The organism is Actinomadura sp. NPDC023710, from assembly GCF_040639875.1.
In the GTDB taxonomy this organism is placed as follows: domain Bacteria; phylum Actinomycetota; class Actinomycetes; order Streptosporangiales; family Streptosporangiaceae; genus Spirillospora; species Spirillospora citrea.
Genome location: NZ_JBFAGB010000032.1, coordinates 93587 through 117196, shown reverse-complemented (window position 1 = coordinate 117196; position 23610 = coordinate 93587). Strand labels below are relative to the sequence as shown.

The 23610-nt window shown below is 71.4% G+C and carries 21 protein-coding genes and 1 riboswitch; of the genes, 4 read left to right on the top strand and 17 right to left on the bottom strand.

The window, feature by feature from the left end; translation table 11 throughout:
- Positions 1–586: 586 nt before the first annotated feature.
- The 4 genes from AB0H37_RS31860 to AB0H37_RS31845 all read right to left on the bottom strand — a co-directional run bounded on the left by AB0H37_RS31860 (position 587) and on the right by AB0H37_RS31845 (position 3848).
- Positions 587–910, bottom strand: coding sequence for an Lsr2 family protein (locus AB0H37_RS31860; protein ID WP_089316904.1), 324 nt, complete (start codon positions 908–910; stop codon positions 587–589).
- A gap of 980 nt (positions 911–1890) precedes the next feature.
- Positions 1891–2514 (bottom strand): RDD family protein, encoded by a 624-nt coding sequence (locus AB0H37_RS31855; protein ID WP_229810654.1) that lies wholly within the window; start codon positions 2512–2514, stop codon positions 1891–1893.
- Between the two features lie 7 nt (positions 2515–2521).
- Positions 2522–3319: an RDD family protein gene (locus AB0H37_RS31850; protein ID WP_360616653.1), complete on the bottom strand. Its 798-nt coding sequence runs from the start codon at positions 3317–3319 to the stop codon at positions 2522–2524.
- Between the two features lies 1 nt (position 3320).
- The gene (locus AB0H37_RS31845) at positions 3321–3848 is read right to left on the bottom strand and encodes an amino-acid N-acetyltransferase (protein ID WP_179839111.1); all 528 of its coding nucleotides are present in this window, start codon (positions 3846–3848) and stop codon (positions 3321–3323) included.
- A gap of 264 nt (positions 3849–4112) precedes the next feature.
- Positions 4113–4319: riboswitch (cyclic di-AMP (ydaO/yuaA leader) on the top strand.
- A gap of 3 nt (positions 4320–4322) precedes the next feature.
- On the opposite strand from AB0H37_RS31845, the gene AB0H37_RS31840 reads away from it, so the two are divergent.
- The gene (locus tag AB0H37_RS31840; RefSeq protein WP_329084883.1) at positions 4323–5318 is read left to right on the top strand and encodes an NlpC/P60 family protein; all 996 of its coding nucleotides are present in this window, start codon (positions 4323–4325) and stop codon (positions 5316–5318) included.
- A 583-nt stretch (positions 5319–5901) separates the two neighbouring features.
- On the opposite strand, the gene AB0H37_RS31835 is transcribed toward AB0H37_RS31840, so the two are convergent.
- Positions 5902–6132: a LuxR C-terminal-related transcriptional regulator gene (locus AB0H37_RS31835; protein ID WP_021591725.1), complete on the bottom strand. Its 231-nt coding sequence runs from the start codon at positions 6130–6132 to the stop codon at positions 5902–5904.
- Between the two features lie 389 nt (positions 6133–6521).
- On the opposite strand from AB0H37_RS31835, the gene AB0H37_RS31830 reads away from it, so the two are divergent.
- Complete coding sequence (locus AB0H37_RS31830) at positions 6522–7643, top strand: LacI family DNA-binding transcriptional regulator (protein ID WP_329084872.1); 1122 nt, start codon at positions 6522–6524, stop codon at positions 7641–7643.
- A 55-nt stretch (positions 7644–7698) separates the two neighbouring features.
- Entirely contained in the window at positions 7699–8925 is a 1227-nt protein-coding gene (locus AB0H37_RS31825) for a cytochrome P450 (protein ID WP_360616652.1), read from the top strand.
- Here AB0H37_RS31825 and lysX read toward each other — a convergent pair.
- From lysX to AB0H37_RS31765, 12 genes are all read right to left on the bottom strand, one after another.
- Positions 8912–10366, bottom strand: coding sequence for a bifunctional lysylphosphatidylglycerol synthetase/lysine--tRNA ligase LysX (gene lysX, locus AB0H37_RS31820; protein ID WP_218936416.1), 1455 nt, complete (start codon positions 10364–10366; stop codon positions 8912–8914). The genes AB0H37_RS31825 and lysX overlap by 14 nt on opposite strands.
- A 98-nt stretch (positions 10367–10464) precedes the next feature.
- A complete protein-coding gene (locus tag AB0H37_RS31815; RefSeq protein WP_179837844.1) occupies positions 10465–11247 on the bottom strand; it encodes a type III pantothenate kinase in 783 nt (260 codons plus the stop codon).
- A 14-nt stretch (positions 11248–11261) separates the two neighbouring features.
- Positions 11262–12119 carry a carboxylating nicotinate-nucleotide diphosphorylase gene (gene nadC / locus AB0H37_RS31810; RefSeq protein ID WP_360616651.1) on the bottom strand — a complete coding sequence of 286 codons (858 nt, stop codon included), beginning with the start codon at positions 12117–12119 and terminating at the stop codon, positions 11262–11264.
- A complete protein-coding gene (locus AB0H37_RS31805) occupies positions 12116–13747 on the bottom strand; it encodes an L-aspartate oxidase (RefSeq protein ID WP_360616650.1) in 1632 nt (543 codons plus the stop codon). Before AB0H37_RS31805 ends, nadC begins: the two co-directional genes overlap by 4 nt.
- 90 nt (positions 13748–13837) lie before the next feature.
- Positions 13838–14254, bottom strand: a complete 417-nt coding sequence (gene panD / locus AB0H37_RS31800; RefSeq protein WP_329084862.1) for an aspartate 1-decarboxylase — start codon at positions 14252–14254, stop codon at positions 13838–13840.
- Entirely contained in the window at positions 14254–15114 is an 861-nt protein-coding gene (gene panC / locus AB0H37_RS31795) for a pantoate--beta-alanine ligase (RefSeq protein WP_329084859.1), read from the bottom strand. The genes panD and panC overlap by 1 nt, the downstream gene beginning before the upstream one ends.
- 105 nt (positions 15115–15219) lie before the next feature.
- Positions 15220–16245, bottom strand: a complete 1026-nt coding sequence (locus tag AB0H37_RS31790) for a DUF2520 domain-containing protein (protein ID WP_360616649.1) — start codon at positions 16243–16245, stop codon at positions 15220–15222.
- 107 nt (positions 16246–16352) lie between these two features.
- A complete protein-coding gene (locus AB0H37_RS31785) occupies positions 16353–18848 on the bottom strand; it encodes an FtsX-like permease family protein (protein WP_360616648.1) in 2496 nt (831 codons plus the stop codon).
- On the bottom strand, positions 18848–19621 hold the full coding sequence (locus AB0H37_RS31780) for an ABC transporter ATP-binding protein (protein WP_229810657.1): 774 nt from the start codon (positions 19619–19621) through the stop codon (positions 18848–18850). Before AB0H37_RS31780 ends, AB0H37_RS31785 begins: the two co-directional genes overlap by 1 nt.
- 250 nt (positions 19622–19871) lie before the next feature.
- On the bottom strand, positions 19872–20195 hold the full coding sequence (locus AB0H37_RS31775; protein WP_179837850.1) for a chaplin family protein: 324 nt from the start codon (positions 20193–20195) through the stop codon (positions 19872–19874).
- 160 nt (positions 20196–20355) lie between these two features.
- Positions 20356–21045, bottom strand: a complete 690-nt coding sequence (locus AB0H37_RS31770; protein ID WP_329084853.1) for a response regulator transcription factor — start codon at positions 21043–21045, stop codon at positions 20356–20358.
- A gap of 76 nt (positions 21046–21121) precedes the next feature.
- Complete coding sequence (locus AB0H37_RS31765; protein WP_360616647.1) at positions 21122–22291, bottom strand: sensor histidine kinase; 1170 nt, start codon at positions 22289–22291, stop codon at positions 21122–21124.
- Positions 22292–22403: 112 nt separating this feature from the next.
- Between AB0H37_RS31765 and AB0H37_RS31760 the strand changes: the two genes are divergently transcribed.
- On the top strand, positions 22404–23459 hold the full coding sequence (locus AB0H37_RS31760) for an SAM-dependent methyltransferase (RefSeq protein ID WP_360616646.1): 1056 nt from the start codon (positions 22404–22406) through the stop codon (positions 23457–23459).
- Positions 23460–23610: the final 151 nt, after the last annotated feature.

The window sequence follows — 23610 nt, the reverse complement described above, 5'->3', positions numbered from 1 at the left end:
TCGGTGCCGATGTAGTTGTGGTTGAGCATCCTGGCCTCTTCCTGAGCCAGAACAACAACCCGCCGCGCGCGGTCGGTGAACCTCTCGAACATCTCGTCGCTCCTCACAGAGCGGTTGGGCAGAGTCCGGAACGTCCGGAACTGTCCTTCCGCATGCTAGCCCGCCCCGAGGAGGCCGCCCGGTGCACTCCCACCAGGAGACGTTCCCCAGCTATGCGCTGTTCAGTCTCATCCAACTACCGCATCGGTGCGTCATGTTCCCGCTACGCCCCAAGCGAACGAGGGGCTTTCCGCAGGTCGGTCAAGGCGCGGGCCGAGAGTGCCGAATGAGGGTGGAGTTTCCACCCGCGCGCCCTGTGTACCTCACGGCGGACACGCCGAACCGCGCAGGCGCTACGCCACAAGCGAACGGCGGTTCGCCTCGATCCGGCGGTCCGGCGAATCGGCGGCAGCGCCCCGGCGGGCGGCGAACCCGGCCAACGGCTCGCCCGCGCGAGGACTCGCCTCGCGAACGGTGAGCGACTCACGGCGCGAACGGCAACGGCCCGCCTCACGAACGGAGACGGGCCGACGGCGGTCCGGGCGGATCAGTTGGCCGCCTCGTACTGCTCGATCACGTGAGCCGGGATGCGGCCGCGCTCATTGACCTTGATGCCGTTGTTCTTGGCCCAGGCGCGGATCTCGGCGCTGCGCTCGCGGCTGGACGCGCCGCGCTGCCGGCGGCGGCGGTTGACCGTGCCCGCCTTACGGGACTTCTCGACGAACGGCTGCAGCGATTCCCGCAGCTTCGTCGCGTTGGCGCCACTGAGGTCGATCTCGTAGGAGGCGCCGTCGATCGAGAACGCTACGGTCTCGTCCGCCTCGCCACCGTCGAGGTCGTCGACGAGAAGCACTTGAACCTTCTGTGCCATGGGGACAGACCTTTCAGCTTGAGCAAACTCCAATCGAGTGACAAAGATATACCTAGAACTTCGCAGATGACAATTCCAGCATCGACCGTGAACCGACACTCGCACGAAGTCGCCTTCCCGCTCGTGACCGGCTGTAATCGGCCTCATCGTTTCGGGTGGGCAGGACGCTCGGGCGACGCCTGGATCCGGCCCGGCGTCCATGAATTTCCAAGCCCCGGCCACGCGCCCGGGTTTTCAGGCGTGACCGGTGTCACGGCGTACCGTGCTGACCTGCACTGGCGGGCGCATTGGTCCGGGTTTGCGGGCGACGCCGTCGGCACGGCGATTAACCTGCCGTATCGACACTAACCGCGCGCCCGCGTCGTAATACGCAGCCGACCCCGGTCCCGGATCAACGCTCGGACCGGGCGATGTGGACGAATAACGTTGGACGGGTCGGCGCCGAAATCTGTTGCCGCGGCCGGATGCGAGAAGCCCGCGCCCTGCTCAGGATGCGGATGCGCCGCGCCGAGCGCCGTCGCCTCAAAATCGGGAGATTTGGACACAATCCCACCGCCTGTCCCCGTTCTTCGACCCGGTGCCGGAGTCGGGAGCAGGGGCCGGCCTCTGGCCGCGCCCCGGCCACCGGCATGCCGCACGAAAGGTCCGTTCCAAGGGCGGGAGCGTGCCATCCGAAGTAAGTCCACGGCCGCCAACAAGCGGTCTCGTTCTGGTCACCGCAACACCATCGGAGGGAACTGTCAAAGCGGAGGCGACGTCCGGGACGAGACACATCCCACCGGTTTCAGGACCGTAACCGGAACGAGCGGGCATATGCCGCCGACGCCTCGGACGTCCGGAAACAGCGCCCATCTCGACGAAAACATGTATGGCGCAGGCGAGGGGACCAGGCCGCACGTCCGGCCGCGCACGCGAGTGCGCGGTATCGGACGGGTGTTATCGGGGCCCCGCGAGCACCTCCCGGTGCGGCGGAGAGGGCCTCAGAAGGCCGAGGATTCGGGCCGCGGGCGTTTTACCACGAGCGTCCCCGCGAGCCTGTCATGAACAGCCTGGCGTCGAACGCCCTCGAACACGGCCCCCGCGTTCGCGACCCAGAAGATGCTCGCGAGCAGACCCAGAACGGGAATCGGACGCAGCCCGATCGGCACCGAATAGACGGCGGCCCGCAGAACGCAGCGCAGAACGTCCGGACGCGTGGACGCGCCTACGGCCTCCGCCCCCGGCGGAGCCGCGGTCTCCTCGGGCTCAGGAGCGGCCACGGGCACGAATCCGGGCACGGACACGGGGAGGGCCGACACGTCGCCGAGCCCGGCGTTCTCGTCCGCTCCCCCAGCCCCCCGTGGCGCCGCTTCAGGCGCCTCCTGAGCCGTCGCCGCGACCACCTCGATGCCCGCGACGCGCTTGCCCAGCGTCCGGCCCCAGAGGGCGAGCTGGATCGCTTCGTACAGCAGCATGCATCCGGCCACGGCGGACGGAGCCATGACGTCCGCCGTGTGCCCGGACACCAGTTCGCGCACGACCAGAACGACGGGGACGCCGACGACGAGCGTGTCCACGACGCGCGCCAGGAGCCTCTGCCCCGGCTCGGCGAGCGGTGCCGCCATCGTGCCCTTAGCCCGCGTACTCGGAGTACTCGGAATCGTCATATCCGACCCGCTCGTCGATGACGAGTGTGCCGGCGAAGCGATCGTGCAGCGACTGATGCAGGGGCTGGTCCCAGATCGCCCACAGGTAGGCCATCAGCGCGCCCGCCCAGACCAGCACCATCCCGTACGCGGCGTAGTCCCACACCATCACCGCCAGGACGAGGAAGAAAAAGACGCCGAGCTGGTAACCGACGTGGGTGATCCCGGCCCGCCAGACGGCCTGCGTCGTGGTGATGGGGGTGCCCGCGGGCCGCGCCTGAACGACGCCCAGGCCCAGGACGCGCTTCCCCAGCGTCCGTCCCCACATGGACAACTGCACGGCCTCGTAGATGAACGGCAGCACGGACAGGACGCAGAAGAGGGTGAAGATGATGGGCCAGTTCCACACACCCCCCTCGTCTTCCGTCTTGCTGCCGGGCTTGCCCAGACCGAATGCGCCGATCGTCACCGGGAGGACGAGCGCGAACCCGAAGACCGCGACGAGCGCGTTGTCGATGATTCGCGCTCCCGCCCTACGGTGGATCGGCGCCAGCACCGGGTCACCGGCGTCGTCGTAGGAGCCGTAGTCGTCGTAGGCGGGCTGCTGGTTCCACTGCTCCTGTTGCGGCTGCCATTGCTGCTGGGACTGCTGTTCCCACTGCTGCTGGGACGACCGCTGCTGTGGTTGCTGCCACTGAGAACCTTGGTACGGAGGCGGCGGGCCGTAGGAACCCTGCCCCTGCCGGGGCTGGTAAGGCCGCCCGCCGTGGGGGGAATCGCTCATCTCAGTCCTCCAGGCGAAGCAACATCCGGGTGTTGCCCAACGTATTCGGCTTGACCCGGTCGAGGTTCAAGAACTCTGCCACGCCTTCGTCGTAGGAGCGGAGAAGTTCTTCGTACACCTCTGGCGCCACCGGAGTCCCCAGGATCTGCTGGAAGCCGTGGCGGGCGAAGAACTCCACCTCGAAGGTAAGGCAGAACACCCTTCGCACGCCGAGTTCACGCGCGTTCTCCAGGAGGCGGGTCACGATCCGGTGCCCGATTCCCCGTCCCCCGCATCCTTTGTCCACGGCGACCGAACGGACTTCCGCGAGGTCCTCCCACATGACGTGGAGGGCGCCGCAGCCGACGAGCGGCCCCGGCGTCCCGTGCTGGACGTCCTCGGCGACCCAGAACTCCTGGACGTCCTCGTACAGCTTGACCGTCGTCTTCTTCAGCAGGCGACGCCCCGACCCGGCGTACAGGTCGACGAGCCTGCGGATCTCCTGGACGTCGGCGGTACGTGCACGCCGGATCACGACTTCCACAAGCAGGCGAGATTATCGAACGCCGCGTGCTCGCCGGGCGACGCCCTCCGTCCGCCCGTGCCGGGCACCGCGCGCAAGTGACTAGATAAAAGAGACTAGGCACTGCCGAGGGGGCGTCGAAAGTGAGGCAGAACACAGCGCACGGAAGGCGACCCATCCGGCGATTCCCTCGTTCACCGCGCAGCGCGACCTGCGAATTCGCATGTTCTGGTTGGCATCCAATGCGGGGTCCGTTAGTGTCCATCGCTGACGTCGGCCCACCGTAGGACGGAGGCCGCACCGCCGAGTCCCACGGGTCGCAACCAGCTGCCCGGGGAGCCGGGGACCCACTTTCGGAGCGTTTCGGGGAATCGCCCTGAGCGACCACCGTGAGGGGTGAATCCGCAGTCGCGGGCGATCGGTTCGCCCACGGACGCGGACGGGCCGCTCCGGCCCGAACCCGTCAGCTAACCCGGTAGGCGGCTGAGGAGAGGAGTATTCGTGAAGCGATCGCGGCATGCTTCCCTTTCACACTTCCGTGGGCGCGCGGCCATCATGGTCGGCGCGCTCGCCGTCGTTTCGGCCGCTCCGCACGCGATCGCCCCGCATGCGATCGCCGTCGCGCACGCCGACCCCGAGCCCTCCGCCAAGGAGCTGAGGACGAAGGCGCTCAAGCTCGCCGACCAGCTGGAACAGCTCACCGAGCAGTACAACGGGCTGAAGGTCAGGCTCGCGCAGTCGCAGCGCGCCGCCAAGGTCGCCACGGAGAACGCCAAGCGCCAGGAGAAGACGCTGGAGGCGCTCCGCCAGAAGGTCGGATCCCTCGCGGCGACGAGCTACATGCAGGGCGGCTCCGACCCCGCGGTCTCGTTCGTCGCCTCCCAGGACCCGCAGTCCATCCTCGACCAGGCCGCGACCCTCCACTACTTCGCCAAGCAGGACAGCACCCAGGTGCTCGGGCTGATGCAGGCCATGCAGTCCGCTCAGCGGGCCCGCAAGTCGGCCGAGGCCCGCGCCAAGCAGGTGAAGGCCCTGAAGACGCAGCTCGACTCGCAGCGTACGAAGATCACCGACTCCTACGAGAAGATCCGCGGCAAGCTCGTCGACAAGGACCCCACCCAGCTCGCCAAGCTCCCCGTCATCGGCACCGGCAAGGCCGCGCAGGCGCTCCGCTACGCGATGGGCAAGATCGGCCGCCCGTACGTGTGGGGCGCCGCCGGCCCGACCACCTTCGACTGCTCCGGCCTGACGATGTGGGCCTACAGGCAGGTAGGCATCAACCTGCCGCACTACACCGGCAGCCAGTGGAACGCCGGCACGCACGTGTCGCGCGGCGATCTTCAGCCGGGCGACCTCGTCTTCTTCTACTCCGACCTGCACCACATGGGGATCTACGTCGGCGGCGACAAGATGCTGCACGCCCCGCACACCGGAGACGTCGTGAAGATCGCCTCCATGAACGGACGCCCCTTCGCGGGCGGCGTCCGGGTCGCCTAGGCCGTGTTTCGAAGTCCCGGCCCACTTCGCTCGCCTGGCGGCTCGCTACGTGACCGGACCTGGGCGAACGCGGCATCGCTTCGCGATCTGCCCGGTTTCGCTCGCCTCCGGCTTCGCCGCACCGGGCAGGTCACGCGTTCGCGCGCGTGCCCGAGGCCACTTCGAGACAGGCTCTAGAACCCCGCCACCGCACCCGTCGACTCTGTGAAGCCGATCGACCATCGTGGGGGCCGACCGCGCCGCCCTGGTCGGCCGAGGTGCGTCGATCAGGCCCGTCGCGAGGTCGGTCAGTGCTGTCGGAGCCGACCCGTCACGCCGACCGGGTTCGCGGTGCCGTTCACCATGCTGAACTGATCGTGCCGGGGCGCGCCGGCCAGAGCCGTCGCGGGGCCGGGCTCGCCGGAGATCGAGGCGGGCCGGGTGGGCCTGTCAGGCCCGAACGCCGTCCGCGGCGACGCCTTCTGCAGGGACCTACCTGCCAGGACGCGGGCGCCGCCGCTGCGGGGTCGGACGGAATTCGGATGAGCCGCCGTTTCTCCGGATGACGCTCGCCGTCCCCTGGCGAGCGTCGGGGGGTGCATCGCTAGATGAGCTGCCTCCGGGCCGCCCACACCACGGCCTCGATAGGGGTGTTGACCTCCAGCCGGTCGCAGATCGTCCGCAGCCGGCGCCGCAAGGTCCGAGCGCTCAGTTCCAGCTTGCGTGCCGCCACATCGGCGGTGACACCGCTGGCGATCTGGGCGAGCAACCGGATCTCTTCCTCGCTCAGCCCGAAATCGTCGGTGCCACGACGTGCGAGTGTGGCTGTTTCCACTCCGTCCTCCCTCGTCCGTGGTGATGACCGCGGGGATGCAGCCGTCCGCTGCACAGGCACGGGTTGGACCTCGATCTGTACGCGCGTTGGGTTGCCGGGTCCGGACCCTTCCGGACTTAGATCATCGGATTCCTTTTCTGTCTCACGCGCTTGGCCGGAGGTGGCCGCATGGCCGATTGCGGGGGTGTACGGGGGAACTCCGGGTGACGATTCACTCGTTGGCCTGCCGAGGGAGACGGGATGTGATCGCCAGCCATCCGCCCGCCCCTTCTCGCCGAAACCACCGGTCCTCGCAGTGAACGAAGATCGTGAATCGTTTCAAGCTACGCTTCGGCTCGGAACGCTAGGCGGCCGGATCCGGCCCGTCAAGCGCCGGTCAAGAGCGCTGCGTGCCCGTTCGCTCACCATGTGTGACCGTGCATTCGGTGCCCCGCCATGCCAAACTCCACTACCTGGGAAAACGCCCATGGAGCGGGACGAGGAGCGAGTTGCCACAGACCAGTATTCGTGAGGTCGCGAGGCGTGCTGGAGTCTCAGTTGGGACCGTTTCGAATGTCCTAAACCGGCCAGACCTCGTGGCCGAAGCTACCCGTGACCGCGTCCGCGCGGCGATCGAGGAGCTCGGATTCGTCCGCAACGAGTCCGCGCGCCGGCTCCGCACGGGCCCCGAACGGACCGCGGGCGAGTTCGGCGACCAGCCGCGCCGGGCGTTCGGCGTCCTCGTCGAGGACCTCGCCAACCCGTACGCGACCGATGTCGCTCGGGGCGCCGAGGCCGCGCTCAACGCGGCGGGCCACGACGCCCTCTGGCTGTCCAGCGACCACTCCGCCGACAAAGAGATCCGCCTGCTGGAACTGCTCGCCGACCAGCACGCCGCCGGGGTCCTGGTCATCCCGGTCGGGATCGGCCCCCGCGACATCTCCCGGCTGCGCGCCGCGGGCATGAGCGTGGTGCTGATCGACCGCGACGCCTCCGACGTGTGCTCCGCCCGGGTCGACCATGTGGCGGGCGGCGAGGCCGCCGCCGCGTACCTGCTCGGCATCGGACGGAACCGCATCGCGTTCGTGACCGGGACCCCCGAGCCGCAGCCGTGCGTGGAACGCCGCGACGGGGCCGCCCGCACGATCGTCGAGGCGGGCCTCGGCAAGCCCCCGGTCCTGGTCAAGGACGCCCTGAGCCCCACGGAGGGACGGGCCGCGGCACACCAGATCATGGCCATGTCACCGGTTCCCGACGGCGTGTTCTGCGCCAACGACCTGCTCGCGATCGGCCTGATCAACGAGCTGACCCGGCTCGGCGTCCGCGTCCCCGAGGACATCGCCGTGATCGGCTACGACGACATCGAGCTCGCGGCGAGCGCCGCCGTGCCGCTCACCACCGTCCGCCAGCCGCGCCGCGCGCTCGGCTGGGAGGCCGCCGAGCTGGCGATGGCCGAGATCGGCGAGGGCAAGTCCCACCAGCACCGCCAGGTCGTCCAGCGGCCCGACCTGGTGATTCGGGAAAGCGCCTAGCGCCACGCGGCCGGCGCTGTTGACATCTCGTCTCGGATTCGGGTCCGCTGAAGGCATGGAGGACACGACGGGCCGGACGGTGCAGGCCGGGGCGACGGCGGTACTCGGCTTCGATCCGGGCGACCCGGCGTTCCGCGCCGACCCGTACGCCCACTACCGGACGCTCGGAGCCGGCGGGCGGAGCCTGCATCGGACGGACGTCGGCCTGCGCGTCACCGCGTCCTACGAGCTGTGCGAGCGGGTCCTGCGCGACCCGCGGTTCGGGCACCGTCCGTCGGGCGGCGGCGTGTGGCGCGAGGTGCAGGCGCGGCACCGGTCGTTCCTGACCATGGACCCGCCCGACCACACGCGGCTGCGCCGGCTCGTCAGCAAGGCGTTCACACCCCGCCTCGTGGAGCGGCTGCGGCCCCGGGTCGAGGAGGTCGTCGACGCGCTGCTGGAGCCCGTCTCCGGCGAGGTCGACCTGATCGCGACGCTGGCCTACCCGCTGCCCGTCATCGTGATCAGCGAGATGCTCGGTGTCCCCGCCGAGGACCGCGACCTGTTCAAGGGCTGGTCGGACAGCCTCGCGCGCGGGCTGGACCCCGACTTCCTGCTGCCGGAGGCAGAGATCGCCCAGCGGGACGCGGCGCGCGAGGAGTTCGGGGAGTACTTCCGGGAGCTGGCCGCCGAGCGCCGGGCCGAGCCGCGCGAGGACCTGCTGAGCGCCCTTGTGGGCGTCTCCGACGGCGGAGACGCCCTGTCGGAGCAGGAACTGCTGGCGACGTGCATCCTGCTGCTCGTGGCGGGCCACGAGACGACCGTGAACCTCATCGGGAACGGCGCGCTGGCGCTGCTCCGCGATCCCGCGCAGTCGCGGCTGTTCCGGGAGCGGCCGGAGAACGCCCAGGCGGCGGTGGAGGAGCTGCTGCGCTTCGACCCGCCGGTGCAGCTGACCCTGCGGTCGGCGCTGGAGGACGTCGACCTGGACGGCACGCTCATCGAGCGCGGGAAGCTCGTCCTCCTGCTGACGGGCGCCGCCAACCGCGACCCGGCGGTCTTCGACGAGCCCGACCGGCTGGACCTGCTCCGCTACGCCGAGGGACGCGACACGCCGAGGCACCTGGCGTTCGGGCACGGCGTCCACTTCTGCCTCGGCGCGCCGCTGGCCCGGCTGGAGGGCCGCGTCGCGCTCGGCAAACTGTTCGAGCGCGACGTGGCCCTCGCGGCCGACGACGTCGTCTACCGCGACAACCTCGTGCTGCGCGGGCTGCGCGAGCTTCCGGTCGTCATTCGGGCTTGACCAGCGGGAACAGGATCGTGTCGCGGATCCCCTTGCCGGTGAACGCCATGATCATGCGGTCGATGCCGGCGCCCATCCCCCCCGTGGGGGGCATCGCGTACTCCAGGGCGCGCAGGAAGTCCTCGTCCAGCTGCATGGCCTCGGGGTCGCCGCCCGCGGCGAGCAGCGACTGCTCGGTGAGGCGGCGGCGCTGCTCGATCGGGTCGACCAGCTCGGAGTAGGCGGTGCCGAGCTCCGTGCCGAACCCGATGAGATCCCACTTCTCGGTGAGCAGCGGCTCCTCGCGGTGCTGTCGGGTCAGCGGGGACGTCTCGACCGGGTAGTCCATGACGAACGTGGGCTGGACGAGGGTGTGCTCGACCAGCTCCTCGAAGAGTTCCTGGACGAGCTTGCCCTGCCCCCATTTGGGGTCCCACGAGATGTCACGGGCGTCCGCGAGCTTGCGCACCGACTCGATCGGCGTGTGCGGCGTGATCTCCTCGCCGAGGGCCTCCGACACCGCCCCGTACAGGGTGATCCGCGGCCATTCCGCGAGGCCGAGGTCGATCTCGACGCCGTCATGGACGACCACGGTGGTGTCGAGGGCGGCGACGACCGCCTTCTTGTACATCCGCTGGGTCAGGTCGGCCATGTCGTTGTAGTCGAGGTAGGTCCCGTAGGCCTCGATCATCGTGAACTCGGGGTTGTGCGTGGAGTCCGCGCCCTCGTTGCGGAAGTTGCGGTTGATCTCGAAGACCTTCTCGATGCCGCCGACGACGAGCCGCTTGAGGTACAGCTCGATCGCGATGCGCAGGTAGAGGTCCATGTCGTAGGCGTTGATGTGCGTCCGGAACGGGCGCGCCGCGGCTCCGCCGTGGACCGGCTGGAGCATGGGCGTCTCGACCTCGAGGTAGCCCTCCTCGTGCCAGAAGTCGCGGACCGCGCGGACGGTCGCGCTGCGCAGCCGCGCCATCCGCCGCGCCTCGTCGTTGACGATCAGGTCGACGTAGCGCTGCCGGACCCGCGCCTCCGGGTCGGTCAGGCCGGCGTGCTTCTCCGGCAGCGGCCGCAGGCACTTGGACGTGATCGCGAACCGGTCCGCCATGATCGACAGTTCGCCGCGGCGGGAGGTGATGATCTCGCCCTCGACGCCGACGTGGTCGCCGAGGTCGACCTCCCGCTTCCAGAAGTCGAGCTGCTCCTGCCCGACCTTGGCCAGCGACAGCATGACCTGGATGTCGCCGCCGGCGTCCCGGATGGTGGCGAAGCACAGCTTCCCGGTGTTGCGGACCAGCATGACGCGACCGGTGACGCCGGCCTTCTCGCCCGTCTCGGTGCCCGGCTCCAGGCCGGTGTGTTTCGCGCGGATCTCGGCGGTCGTCGCCGTACGCGGGAAGGTCACCGGGTAGGGGTCGATCCCGCTCTCGCGGAGCCGGTCGAGCTTCTCCCGGCGCACGCGCATCTGCTCCGGGAGCTCGTCGAAGGTCTCGTCACTCACATCGCAAGGCTATCCAGCCCGTCCGGTGCGGGGCGAACGACTTCGGCGCGATCACCGGCCCGTCACGGCGTGTTGCGCTCGTAGATGAGCCGGAGACCGATGAGGGTGAGCCACGGCTCGAACTCGTCGATGCAGCGGGACTCCTCCAGGACGAGGGGGGCGAGGCCGCCGGTGGCGATGACCGTGACCTCCTGCGGGTCCTCGGCGAGCTCCTCCGACATGCGCTCGACGATGCCGTCCACCTGGCCGGCGAAGCCGAAGATGATCCCGGACTGCAGCGCCTCGACCGTGTTCTTGGCGATCACGTTGCGCGGCCGGACCAGCTCGATCTTGTGGAGCTGCGCGCCGCGGGACGACAGCGCGTCGATCGAGATCTCGATGCCGGGGGCGATCGCGCCGCCCACGTACTCGCCCTTGGCGGAGACGGCGTCGAAGGTGGTGGCGGTGCCGAAGTCGACCACGATCGCGGGCCCGCCGTGGGTGTGGACGGCGGCGAGCGCGTTCACGATGCGGTCGGCGCCGACCTCCTTCGGGTTGTCCATCCGGACGGGGACGCCGGTCTTGACGCCGGGCTCCACGATCACCGCGGTCACGTCGCCGTAGTAGCGGCGGCACATCTCCCGCATCTCGTGCAGGACGGAGGGGACCGTGGAGCACAGCGCGATGCCGCTGATGTCGGTCTCGGCCAGCAGCGGGCTCTGCTGGACGAGTCCCTGCAGGACCACCGCGATCTCGTCGGCGGTGCGCCGCGGATCGGTGTTGATCCTCCAGTGCTCGATCACCTCGTCGCCCTCGAAGAGACCGAGAACGGTCTGGGTGTTACCGACGTCGATGGTCAGCAGCATCAGGTCCCCGCTGTTCAGGTGAAGTCAAGGCCGATGTCGAACACGTGCGCCGAGTGCGTCAGCGCGCCGACCGCAAGGTAGTCCACCCCGGTCACGGCGACGTCTCGGGCCCGCTCCAGGGTAAGGCCACCGCTGGCCTCGAGTTCCGCCCGCCCTGCCACGAGCCGCACCGCCTCGGTCATTTCGGCGTCGGTCATGTTATCGAGCAGGATGCTCGTGGCGCCCACCGCCAGAGCCTCTTCGACCTGCGCGAGGGTGTCGCATTCCACCTGGACGTGCAGGGACGGGTACACGGCGCGGATCGCCTCGTACGCCTTGGTGACCCCGCCGGCCGCCGAGATGTGGTTGTCCTTGATGAGCGCGGCGTCGTGCAGGCCCATCCGGTGGTTGACGCCGCCTCCGCAGTGCACGGCGTACTTCTGCAGGGCCCGCAGGCCGGGAAGGGTCTTGCGGGTGTCGCGGACCTTCGCCTTGGTGCCCTCCATGGCGTCCATCCACCGGCGCGTGGCGGTCGCGATTCCGGACAGGTGCGTGAGGAGGTTCAGTGCCGTCCTCTCCGCCCTCAGGATCGCCCTGGTAGAACCGCCGACCGCGACGAGGACCTGCCCGGGCGCGACCCGGTCGCCGTCCTCGACCTTCGCCTCGTAGGCGACGTCCAGCAGCTCGAAGACGACGCACGCCACCGGAACGCCCGCGACGACACCCTCCTCGCGCGCCTTCAGCTCCCCGCTCGCGGTGTCCTGCGGCGCGAAGATCGGGGTGCTGGTGACGTCGACCTCGCCGTCCTCGGCCAGCGCCGTGCGGACAAGGTTTTCCACAGCCTGTGGATCCAGCCCGGCGGCGGTCAGTCCCTGCGAGAGTTCCGGTGTCATGAGCGCTTCCCTTCCAGAGGTGCGTAGGTGGTCGTCAGGGCGTTCCCCGCCAGGCGGGTGACGAGGTGGCCGCGCCACGTCCGGTCCGCGCGCTCGGGGAAGTCCGCCCGCCAGTGGCTCCCGCGCGTCTCCTCCCGCAGCCGCGCCGCCGCCGCGATCGCCGACGCGACGGTGTACAGGTTGGTGACCTCCCAGGCCTCCACCCCGGGCTCCGCGCGCCCGCGCCCGAGTTCCTCCAGTTCCCGCACCGCGGCCTCCAGCCCCTCGGCCTGCCGCAGCACCCCCACATGGGAGGTCATGATCCGCTGAACCTCCTCCCGCAACCCCGGCTCCAGCAACCCGCCCTGTTCGGGTTCGGGTGGGGTGGCGGTGTGCGCGAGCGGAGCGGGGAGGTCCCCGGGAAGGGTTTCGGCGATTCTGGCGGCGAACACGAGGCCTTCCAGGAGGGAGTTGGAGGCGAGGCGGTTCGCGCCGTGGACGCCCGTGCAGGCGACCTCGCCGCAGGCGTACAGGCCGGGGACGGACGTGCGGCCGTGCAGGTCCGTGCGGACGCCTCCGCTGGCATGGTGGGCGGCGGGCACGACGGGGATGGGCTCGGTCACCGGGTCGATGCCGTGGTGGCGGCACGCGGCCAGAATGGTCGGGAACCGGGTCTCCCACATCGCCGCGCCGAAGTGGCGGCCGTCGAGCAGCATGTGGGACGCGCCGGTCTCCCGCATCCGGTTGATGATCCCCTTGGCGACGACGTCGCGGGGGGCCAGCTCGGCGAGCTCGTGGCGCCCGGTCATGAAGCGCACGCCGGCGTGGTCGACCAGGTGCGCGCCCTCGCCGCGGACGGCCTCGGAGATCAGCGGCTGCTGCCCCGTCGCGCCCTCGCCGAGCCACAGCACGGTCGGGTGGAACTGGACGAATTCCAGGTCGGTGACCTCGGCCCCGGCGCGCAGCGCGAGCGCGACGCCGTCGCCCGTGGACACCTCGGGGTTGGTCGTGGCGGAGAACACCTGGCCGAGCCCGCCGGTGGCGAGCACGACGGCGCGGGCGCGGACGGCGCCGACGCCGCCCGGCTGCCCCTCGCCCATGACGTGCAGGGTGACGCCCGCGGCGCGTCCCGTGGCGTCCTTCAGCAGGTCGAGGACCAGCGCGTGCTCGATCACCTCGACGCCCGATTCCTTGAGCTCGGCGAGGAGGGCGCGGCTGATCTCGGCGCCGGTGGCGTCCCCGCCCGCGTGCGCGATGCGGCGCCGGTGGTGGCCGCCCTCGCGGGTGAGGGCGATGTCGCCGCCGGAGCGGTCGAAGGCGGCGCCGAGGTCGATCAGGCCGCGGACGGCGCCCGGGCCCTCGGTGACGAGCGCCCGGACGGCGTCCTCGTCGCAGATGCCGACGCCCGCGGTGAGGGTGTCGGCCAGGTGCTCCTCGGGCGTGTCGTCGGCCGCGAGCGCGGCCGCGATGCCGCCCTGCGCCCACCGGGTCGACCCGGCGTCCAGGAGGGCCTTGGTGACGAGCAGCACCCGGCCGTGGGGACGGCAGCGCAGCGCGGCGACCAGGCCGGCGATGCCGGACCCGATGACGACGACGTCGGCGTCGGTGGTCCAGCCAGGCGCGGGGGCGTGCAGAACGGAAGGGATCACGAGCCCTCCTCCGGGGTCGGTTCTCGTCATTATGACCCTAACCGCGGATCGTCCGAGCACCCGGCCCCGGCCTTCCGGCCCCGCCGCAGGTCAGCCGCGGATCAGGTCGCCCCGGGTGGTGCTGGTGCCGGGCACGGGCTCGGCGGGGTCGGAGCCCAACGAAATGATCTTGTTGGAGCGGTCGACGTGCACGACGGCGGGGACGAACTCGCGGGCCTCGGCGTCGGTCATCTGCGCGTAGCTGATGATGATGACCAGGTCGCCGGGCTGCACGAGGCGGGCGGCCGCGCCGTTGATCCCGATGACGCCGGAGCCGCGCTCGCCGGCGATCAGGTAGGTCTCCAGGCGGGCGCCGTTGTCGATGTCCACGATCGAGACCTGCTCGCCGGGCAGCAGGTCGGCGGCGTCCATCAGGTCCTGGTCGATGGTCAGCGAGCCGACGTAGTGCAGGTCCGCCTGGGTCACCGTGGCGCGGTGGATCTTCGACTTGAACATCGTCCGGAACATCAGTGCTCCTTGCCGAACTGGAGGGGAACGTTGTCGATGAGGTGGGTGGCGCCGACGCGGCCCGCGACGGCGAGGACGGCCCGGCCGGCGGGCGGTCCGGTGATCTCGGTGAAGGTCGACGGGTCGACGAGCACCAGGTAGTCCAGGACGAGGGGCGGGTCGGCGGCCTCGGCCTCGGAAAGGACGGTGCGCGCGGCCGCCAGCACGGCGTCCGGGCCGGAGGCGGAGGCGTCGGCCCCGGCCCGCAGGGCGCGCGACAGGGCGAGCGCGGTCCGGCGTTCGGGCCCGGACAGGTAGCGGTTGCGGCTCGACAGCGCCAGCCCGTCCGGCTCGCGCACGGTCGGCGCGCCGACCACCTCCACGGGGACGTTCAGGTCGGCGACCATCCGCCGGATCATCGCGAGCTGCTGGGCGTCCTTCTCCCCGAAGACCGCCACGTCGGGGCGGACGAGGTTGAGCAGCTTCAGCACGACGGTGAGCATCCCGTCGAAGTGGCCGGGCCGCGCGGCCCCCTCGGCGACCTCGCCCATGGGCCCCGACCTGACCGTGACCTGCGGCTCGTCCGGGTACATGACCTCGCGCGCCGGAGCGAACACGAAGTCCACGCCCTCGGAGGCGCAGGCTTCCAGGTCGGCGGCGAACGTGCGGGGGTAGCGGTCGAAGTCCTCGCCCGGCCCGAACTGGAGCGGGTTGACGAAGACGCTGACCGCGACCGCGTCCGCGCTGCGGCGGGCCTGCCGCATCAGCGACAGGTGCCCGTCGTGCAGGGCGCCCATGGTCGGGACGAGCGCCAGCGTGCCGCCGGCCTTGGACCGGGCCTGCGCCAGTTCCTCGCGCGTGCGCGCGACGATCGGTGTCACGACGCGTCCGTCCTCTCACGCGACGGCGGGCGCCGGCCGGGGCCGTGCTCGCCGGAAACGCCAGAAGCCAATGCCGTTCCCTTCCTGTTCGGTCGGTCGGCGCTGTCAGTCGGCCAGCGCTTCGAGGAGCCGTTCGGCGTCCTCGGGTTTGAGCAGTCCGGCGCCGAGCGCGCGGTCGGCGGTGAGGCGGGCCAGCGCGATGTAGGCGCGGCGGCTCTCCGCCGACACCTTGCCCAGCTCCGCGACGTGGTCGGCCACCGTCCCGGCGTCCCCGCGCGCGACGGGCCCGGTGAGCCCGTCGATGCCGAGCCGCAGCCCGTTGTCGAGGGCGGCGCCGAGGAGCGGGCCGAGCATCCGGCCGGGTTCGGCCACGCCGACGCCGCGCAGCAGGTCCATGGCCTCCACGACCAGGGTGACCAGGTGGTTCGCGCCTCCGGCGAGCGCCGCGTGGTAGAGCGGGCGCGCCTCCTCGGTGATCCAGACGGGTTCGCCGCCCATCTCCAGGACGAGGGCCTCGGCGACGGGGCGCAGCGGGTCGGGCGAGGTGACGCCGAACGAGATGCCGGTGAGCCGGTTCACGTCGTCCGGGCGTCCGGTGAAGGTCATCACGGGGTGCAGGGCCAGCGGCAGCGCGCCGGCGCGGGTGAGCGGGTCCAGGACGGCGGTGCCGTAGCGGCCGCTGGTGTGCAGGACGAGCTTGCCCGTGACCGGGACGCCCGCGGAGACGAGCCCGGCGGCGAGCTCGGGCAGCTCGTCGTCCGGCACGGTCAGCAGCACCAGGTCGGCGGCGGCGACCACGTCCTGCGGGGCGGCGACGCCGGCTCCGGGAAGGCGTTCCTCGACGCGGGTCCGCGACCGCTCCGACACGGCGGTCGCGGCGACGACGCGGTGGCCCGCGCGCGACAGCGCGGCGCCGAGCGCCGTGCCGACGCGGCCGGCGCCGACGACGCCGACCGCGAGCCGCGCGGGCCGGTCCTCCGGGGTCTCCGGCTCGTTCTTGCGGGGGGTGTGGGGGGTCGCCCCCCCACCGGAGCCCGGCTCGTTCTTGCGGGGGGTGCGGGGGGTCGTCCCCCCACTGGAGCCCGGCCCGTTTCCGGGCGTGCCGGAAGGGGGCGTGACCTGTGGGTCCATCGGTTTCGTTCCAGTCCTCAGGTAGGTACCGGACGTGCGCGCCCCAGGGTACCCGCGGGACCCCGCCGCGCGGTCCGGTGGGTGACGATCGTCACCCCGCCCCCCATTCAGTCATGCGCGAGGGACTCCACGATGGACGTCTTCGCGGCGCGCCGCGCGGGCAGCACGGCCGCGACCATTCCGGCCGCGCCCGCGAGGACCACGAACCCGATGACCTGCAGGTAGGGCAGCGAGAAGATCGAGTCGCTCGCCATCGCGTTCGTCGCGGCCCAGCCGAAGCCCACCCCGAGCACGACCCCGGTGGCCGCGCCGATCACGGCCATGACGAGCGCCTCCACCGACAGCATCCGGCGGAGCTGGCGCTTGGTGAGGCCGAGGGCGCGCAGCAGCGCGGACTCGCGGGTGCGCTCCACGACCGACAGGGTCAGCGTGTTCGCGATGCCGAACAGCGCGATGACGATCGCCAGCCCGAGCAGCCCACCGAAGATCATCAGGACCATGTCGATGGCCTTGGTCAGCGTCTCCTCGAACTCGGCGGACGAGGCGACCTTCGCGGCCGGGTAGGGGCGCGCGGCGTCGTCCACGGCCCGGCGGGCCTGTGCGGCGGGGACGCCGTCGCGGGTCTTGACGTAGATCCCCGACGGGTCCAGGACGCCGAAGTACCGGGTGAAGTCCGGCTCCGGGACGATGATCCCGTCGAGGCCCGCACCCACCGCGTAGACGGCGGTGATCTTCACCGGGACGGTGCCGTTCGCCGTCCGGACCTGCACCGTGTCGCCGAGGGCGCGGCCGGACGTCTTGGCCGTCTCCTCGTCCACCATCGCCGTGCCCGGCTTCAGGGCGGCGTCCAGCGACCCCTGCTCGACCTCCGGCTTGAGGATCCTTCCGAGCGCCGAGGTGGTGATCGTCGAGATGTCGCCGTCGTCGCCGCCGACGCGGGTCTCCTTGCGCCGGGTCTCGACCACGCCGGCGACCTCGGGCCGGGTGCGCAGCGTCTCGGCGAGCGCGTGCGGGAGGGTCCCCTCGAAGCTCTGCGGCCGGATCTGGAACTGGACGGGGAACTGCTCCTCCAACTGGTGCGCGGCCGTCGCCTTGCCGCTCGCCGCGACCACCGCGAACAGGCTCATCAGCCCGACGCCGACGGTCAGCGCGATCGTCGTGGTCGCGGTGCGGCGGGGAGCGCGCTGCGCGTTCGCCACGGCCAGCCGTCCCGGGACGCCGCCGAGCCGTGCCGGGACCGCGCCCGCGACCCGTCCGAGCGGACGGACGAGCGCCGGCATCGCCGCGATCACGCCGAGGAAGAACACGCCGCCGGCGAACGCGACCGCGTACATCGCGGTCTCGCCCTTCTCCATGCCGAGCGAGCCGAGACCGCCGATGGCCAGGCCCGCGGCGCCCAGCAGGACGGCGAGGACGGTGCGCACCACGCCGAGCCTGAACCGTCCGGCGCCCGGCTCCAGGTCGGCGCGCAGCGCGGCGACCGGCGACACCCGGGTGGCCGCGCGGGCGGGCAGCAGCGCGGACAGGACCGTCACCACGATCCCGACGGCCAGCCCGATCACGATCGTCCGGACCGCGAGGGACGGTCCGGCGACGGCCACGCGCTCGTTCAGCCTGCTGACCACGACCAGCGCGCCCTCGCCGAGGCCGACCCCGGCGAGGAGGCCGAGCAGGGAGCCCACCAGGCCCACGACGGCGGACTCCAGCACCACGCCCCCGAACACCTGCCGGCGGGTCGCGCCGACGCAGCGCAGCAGCGCCATCTCCCGCATCCGCTGGGCGATCAGGATCGAGAACGTGTTGTAGATCACCAGGGCGGACACCAGCATCGCGACCAGCCCGAAGATCAGCAGACCGGTCCTGATGATCTTGGTGTCGGCACCGGCCGCCCTGGCCAGCCGCGCGCCGAGCTCCTCGCCCGTGTACACGCGGTAGGCGCCGCCCGCGGCGGCCTTGACGGCGTCCCCGGACCCGCCCGCCACGTCGAGCTCGCGGTAGGTCTTCTCGCCGGTCATCCGCATCGCGGTCGCCGGGTCGAAGCCCACGGCGCCCCGGAAGCTCGCCTCCTGGTCGATGCCGAAGTCGACCAGTCCGACGACCGTGAACCGGTGCGGGCGGGACCCGTGATCCAGGACCGTCACCGCGTTCCCGACGGAGTAGCCCTCCCGCTTGGCGAGCCGCGTGTCGAGGACGGCCTCACCCCCGCCGGACGGGGGACGCCCCTTGTCGACGTCGTAGCGCAGCAGGCGTCCGGACGGCACGGACATCCCGACCGTCGGGAAGTCGCCCACCGCCTTGCCGTCCTTGCCCACGAGAGCGGCGTCGCCCTTCACGGCGCCCTGGACGTCCTTGACGCCGGGGAGCGCCTTCACCCTGCCGAGCAGTGCCGGGGGGACGCCCTTGTCGGAGTCGTCGCTCTTGGGCAGCACCGCGTAGTCGACCTTGTCGGCCGACTTGGCGAACGTCTTGGAGACGCCCTTGTCCAGCGTGTCCGTCAGGACGAACGTCCCGGAGATGAAGCCGACGCCGAGGGTGATGGCCGCCGCCGTGAGCAGCAGCCGCAGCTTGTGGGCGCGCAGGCCCGCGAGAGTCGTCCGCAGCATCACGCCCCCAGGCCCTTCAACCGGTCCAGGACGGCGTCCGGGGTCGGCTGGAAGAGCTCCGACACGATCTCCCCGTCCCGCAGGAACACCACCCGGTCGGCGTACGAGGCGGCCACCGGGTCGTGGGTGACCATCACGATCGTCTGCCCCATCTCGCGGACCGAGGAGCGCAGGAACCCCAGGACCTCGGCGCCCGCGCGGGAGTCGAGGTTGCCGGTCGGCTCGTCCGCGAAGATCACCTCGGGCCGGGCGACGATCGCGCGGGCGCACGCCACCCGCTGCTGCTGGCCGCCCGACAGCTCGCTCGGCCGGTGCCCGAGCCGGTCCCGCAGGCCCAGGGTGTCGACGACCCGCTCGAACCAGGCCCGGTCGGGCTTGCGCCCGGCCAGCTCCAGGGGCAGCAGGATGTTCTGCTCGGCGGTGAGCGTGGGCAGCAGGTTGAACGCCTGGAACACGAACCCGACGCGGTCGCGGCGCAGCATCGTCAGCTGCCGGTCGCCCATCCCGGTGATCTCGGCGTCGCCGAGGACGATCCGCCCGCCGGTGACGGTGTCGAGGCCGGCCAGGCAGTGCATCAGCGTCGACTTCCCCGATCCGGACGGCCCCATGATCGCGGTGAACGCGCCCCTGGCGAACCCGACGCCGACCCCGCGGAGCGCGTGGACGGCCGCGTCGCCGGACCCGTACACCTTGGACACGCCCTCGGCGATGACGGCCGGCGGTGCCCCGGCGGCGGGGGATCCCCCGGGCGGCTCGGCGAACGTGCTGGTCACGGTGACTCCTTCGGGTCGCGGATGGACGCGCTCCACGCTAGGAATCCGCGCCGTCCCTGCCATCGACCCGGCGGCCACGCTCCGCCTCACTCTCACGGCTATCCGGCCCGCCCGCGTACGACCTGAGTCGTACACGGCCGTCCCCCCACCCGCCGACCCCGCCCGTTCGGGGCGCGGGCACGCGAAGGCGCCGGAGACAGCGTCGGTCTCCGGCGCCTCGACGACGGGCGGTGGCCCGCCGTGTGCCGTGTCAGTGCCCGTAGTTGACGGACGAGCCGCCCTTGCAGTGGGCGCTCGCACCACCGAGGACGGCGACGGCGTTGCCGCAGACGTCCACGGGAACCGAGATCGGCGCGATCACCTGGGTCCCGTTCAGGATCCCGAAGTTGTCGCTGGTCTTGTTGTGACTGAACCAGTTCTCGTCGTGGCCCTTGCCATGGTGACCCTTGCCATGGTGGCCCTTGCCGTGGTCATCCCCGCCACCGTAGGTGGCGGCGTACGCGGGCGCCGCCGCGAGCGCGGAGCCGGCGATGGCGAAGCCGAGGATGCCGGTGGCGGCAAGCTTCTTGAACACGAGAGTCCTCCCGTACGTGGGCTTAGCAGTGCCCGAGGTGACAGTGCCGACGCCGCCCACTGAGACGGCGTCGCGTACGGTAGTTACCCGGCTACGGTAAGGAAGATCGAATGCGCGTCCCAGGATGGCGCCAAATGATGATCACGAGGAGCCCAAGGCGTCACGCGGATGGGCCGTTTTGACCGCTTTTCACCAGACCTGTCTCGTAAGCGAACACGACCGCCTGCACCCGGTCGCGCAGGCCGAGCTTCATCAGGATCCGCCCCATGTGGGTCTTCACCGTGGCCTCCGAGACGTAGAGCCGTCCGGCGATCTCCGCGTTCGACATCCCGCGCGCGACGAGCCGCAGCACCTCGTTCTCCCGGTCGGTCAGGCTCTCCAGCGCCCCGATCGCCTTCTGCTCGGCGTCCGGCAGATGCACCGCGAACCGGTCCAGCAGCCGCTTGGTGGTGCTCGGCGCCACGACCGCGTCCCCCGAGTGCACCGCCTTGATCGCCTCGATGAGCTGCGCCGGCCCCGCGTCCTTCAGCAGGAACCCGCCCGCGCCCGCCTTGATCGCGGCGAACGCGTACTCGTCCAGGTCGAACGTGGTCAGGATGACGACCTTCGGCCCGGACCGCGCCACCACCTGGCGCGTCGCCTCGATCCCGTCCATCCGCGGCATCCGGACGTCCATCAGCACCACATCCGCCCGCGTGCCCCGCAGGAGCTCCAGTGCCTGCAGCCCGTCCCCGGCCTCGCCGGCGACCTCGATGTCGGGCTGCGCGTCCAGCACCATCCGGAACCCGGCCCGCACCAGCTCCTGATCGTCCACGAGCACCACCCGGATGGGCGCCGCCACGTCCGTCATGCCACCTCCCTGTCCGCCACTCCCCGCACGCCCGGCGAGGGGCGCCGCAAGCCCTGATCCCGCTCGCCGCGTCCGGTCACGCGGCGACCTCCTCGCGAACCGGGAGGATCGCGGCCACCGCGAAACCGCCCCCGGCGCGCGGGCCGACGGCGACCGTGCCGCCGTACACGGCGACGCGTTCGCGCATCCCCGCCAGCCCGTGGCCGCGGCCGTCGTCGGGCGCCGCCGCACCGCGACCGTCGTCGACCACCCGGATCTCCAACGCGTCGCCGGAGTAGCACAGCCGTACCGACACACTCACCCGCGGGCCACCATGCTTCAGCGTGTTGGTCAGCGCCTCCTGGACGATCCGATAGACCGTGAGCTGGCGCCCCTCCGACATGGCCGCAGGGGTCCCGTCCACCTCGAACTGCACCGCCAGCCCGGCCGCGCGGACCTGTTCGACCAGCTCGTCCAGTTGGGCCACGCCCGGCTGCGGCGCGTACGTCCCGGCGTCGTCGTTCTCGCGCAGCACGCCGAGGAGCCTTCGCATCTCCGCCAACGCCAGCCGTCCCGTCGAGGAGATCGTGTCGAGCGCCTGCCGGGCCCGCCCCACGTCGGTGTCGATGGCGAAGGAAGCGCCGTCCGCCTGCACGACGATCACGCTGACGTTGTGGGCCACCACGTCGTGCAGCTCGCGGGCGATGCGGGCGCGCTCGGCCGCCATCGCCACCTTGACCTCGTTGTCGCGCTCGCGCTCCAGGCGCTCGGCCCGCTCCTCCACCGAACGCAGGTACGCCCGGCGCGTGCGCATGTGCAGCCCGAGGACGTACACGCCCGCCACCAGCACCGTCATCATGACGAAGGAGAACTTCCGGTCGTCGGCACCGGTCGGGTAGCGGTAGGTCGCCATGACCGAGCCCACCTCGCCGATCAGCGCCGCCGCGAGCCCCCAGCGGAACGTGCACCCGGCCGTGACCGTGTAGAGCCCCATCAGGACCGCCACGTTCGCCGGAACCGGGATCTGCCCCAGCACGCACTGGACGCAGGAGACCAGCGCGATGACGGCGAAGACCGTCCGGGGGAACGTCCGGCGCAGCACCAGCGGCCCGGTCAGCGCGACGGTCAGCAGCACGTAGTGGCCCGTGCCGATCCCGCTCGGCCCCACCAACAGGGACGGCACCGAGAAGAACAGGACCGGCAGCGCGAAGAAGGCGTCGACGAGCGGCTTCTTGCCCCGCAGCCACTCCCATGCGCTCGCCACCATGCCCGCCAGCGTACGTACCGGCAGGTCACTCCGGGATCAGCCGTAGGTCGGACCCGTGTCCGCCGCAGGGATGGCCCATCCGGACCCCGCCACTCACGGTAACGTCGCACTCGTGGAGTCGCTGGTTTCCGGATGGCTGACGTGGCGCGCCGCGATGGAGCGGGCCCTCTACGGGGAGGACGGTTTCTACCGGCGCGAACGCCCCGCCGAGCACTTCCGCACCTCGGTGCACGCCTCGCCGCGGTTCGCCGCCGCCATCGCCCGCCTGCTGGTCGAGGTCGACGCCCTGCTCGGCCACCCCGACCGGCTGGACGTGATCGACATCGGCGCCGGGTCCGGCCGCCTGCTGGGCAACATCCTGGCCTGCGTGCCGCCAGACCTTGACGCCCGGCTCGTCCCGACGGCGGTGGAGCTGGCACCGCGTCCCGCCGACGTCCCGTCCCGGATCGTCTGGCGCCCCGACCTGCCCGGCCGCATCACCGGCCTGGCCGTCGCGAACGAGTGGCTCGACAACGTGCCGCTGGACGTGGTGGAACGCACTCCCGAGGGCATCCGGACCGTCCTGGTCGACCCGTTCAGCGGCACCGAGCGACCGGGGCCGCCGCCGTCCGACGAGGACCGCGGCTGGATGGAGCAGTGGTGGCCGCTGGCCGAACCGGGCGACCGCGCCGAGATCGGGCATCCGCGCTGCGCCGCCTGGTCCTCCGTGATCGGCCGCCTGTCCGCCGGTCTCGCGCTCGCCGTCGACTACTCGCACTCCCGCGAGTCCCGCCCGGTCTACGGGTCGCTGACCGGCTACCGCGACGGCGCGACCGTCCCCGCCGTCCCGGACGGATCATGCGACGTCACCGCCCATGTCGCGCTCGATGCCTGCCTGGTCGCCGGACGACGCGCGGGAGCGACGTCCAGCCTCCTGACGACCCAGCGCGAGGCCCTGCGCGCCCTGGGGCTCTCGGGAACCCGCCCACCCCTCGACCTGGCCCACCAGGACCCCCGCGCCTACGTGGCCGCCCTCTGCCACGCCGGCGAGGACGCCGAACTGACCGACCCCACCGGCCTGGGCGGCTTCGGCTGGCTCACCCAAACCATCGACATCCCCATCCCCGTCCCCTTAACCCGAACCGACCAGCCGCCCCTGCAAGACCACCTGAACCCGAACCTCCACTGACTCAGCAGGAAGTCGCAGGCCGGGAGCCGCGCACAGCATCCCCGACCCCAGGGTCGCGTTGCGGGCGGAGCGTCAGCTCCTCTGGGTCTGCTCCTCTGGGTCAGCCTCCGCAGAACGAGCCACGCCCGCACCCGGCTCCGGGTAAACGCAA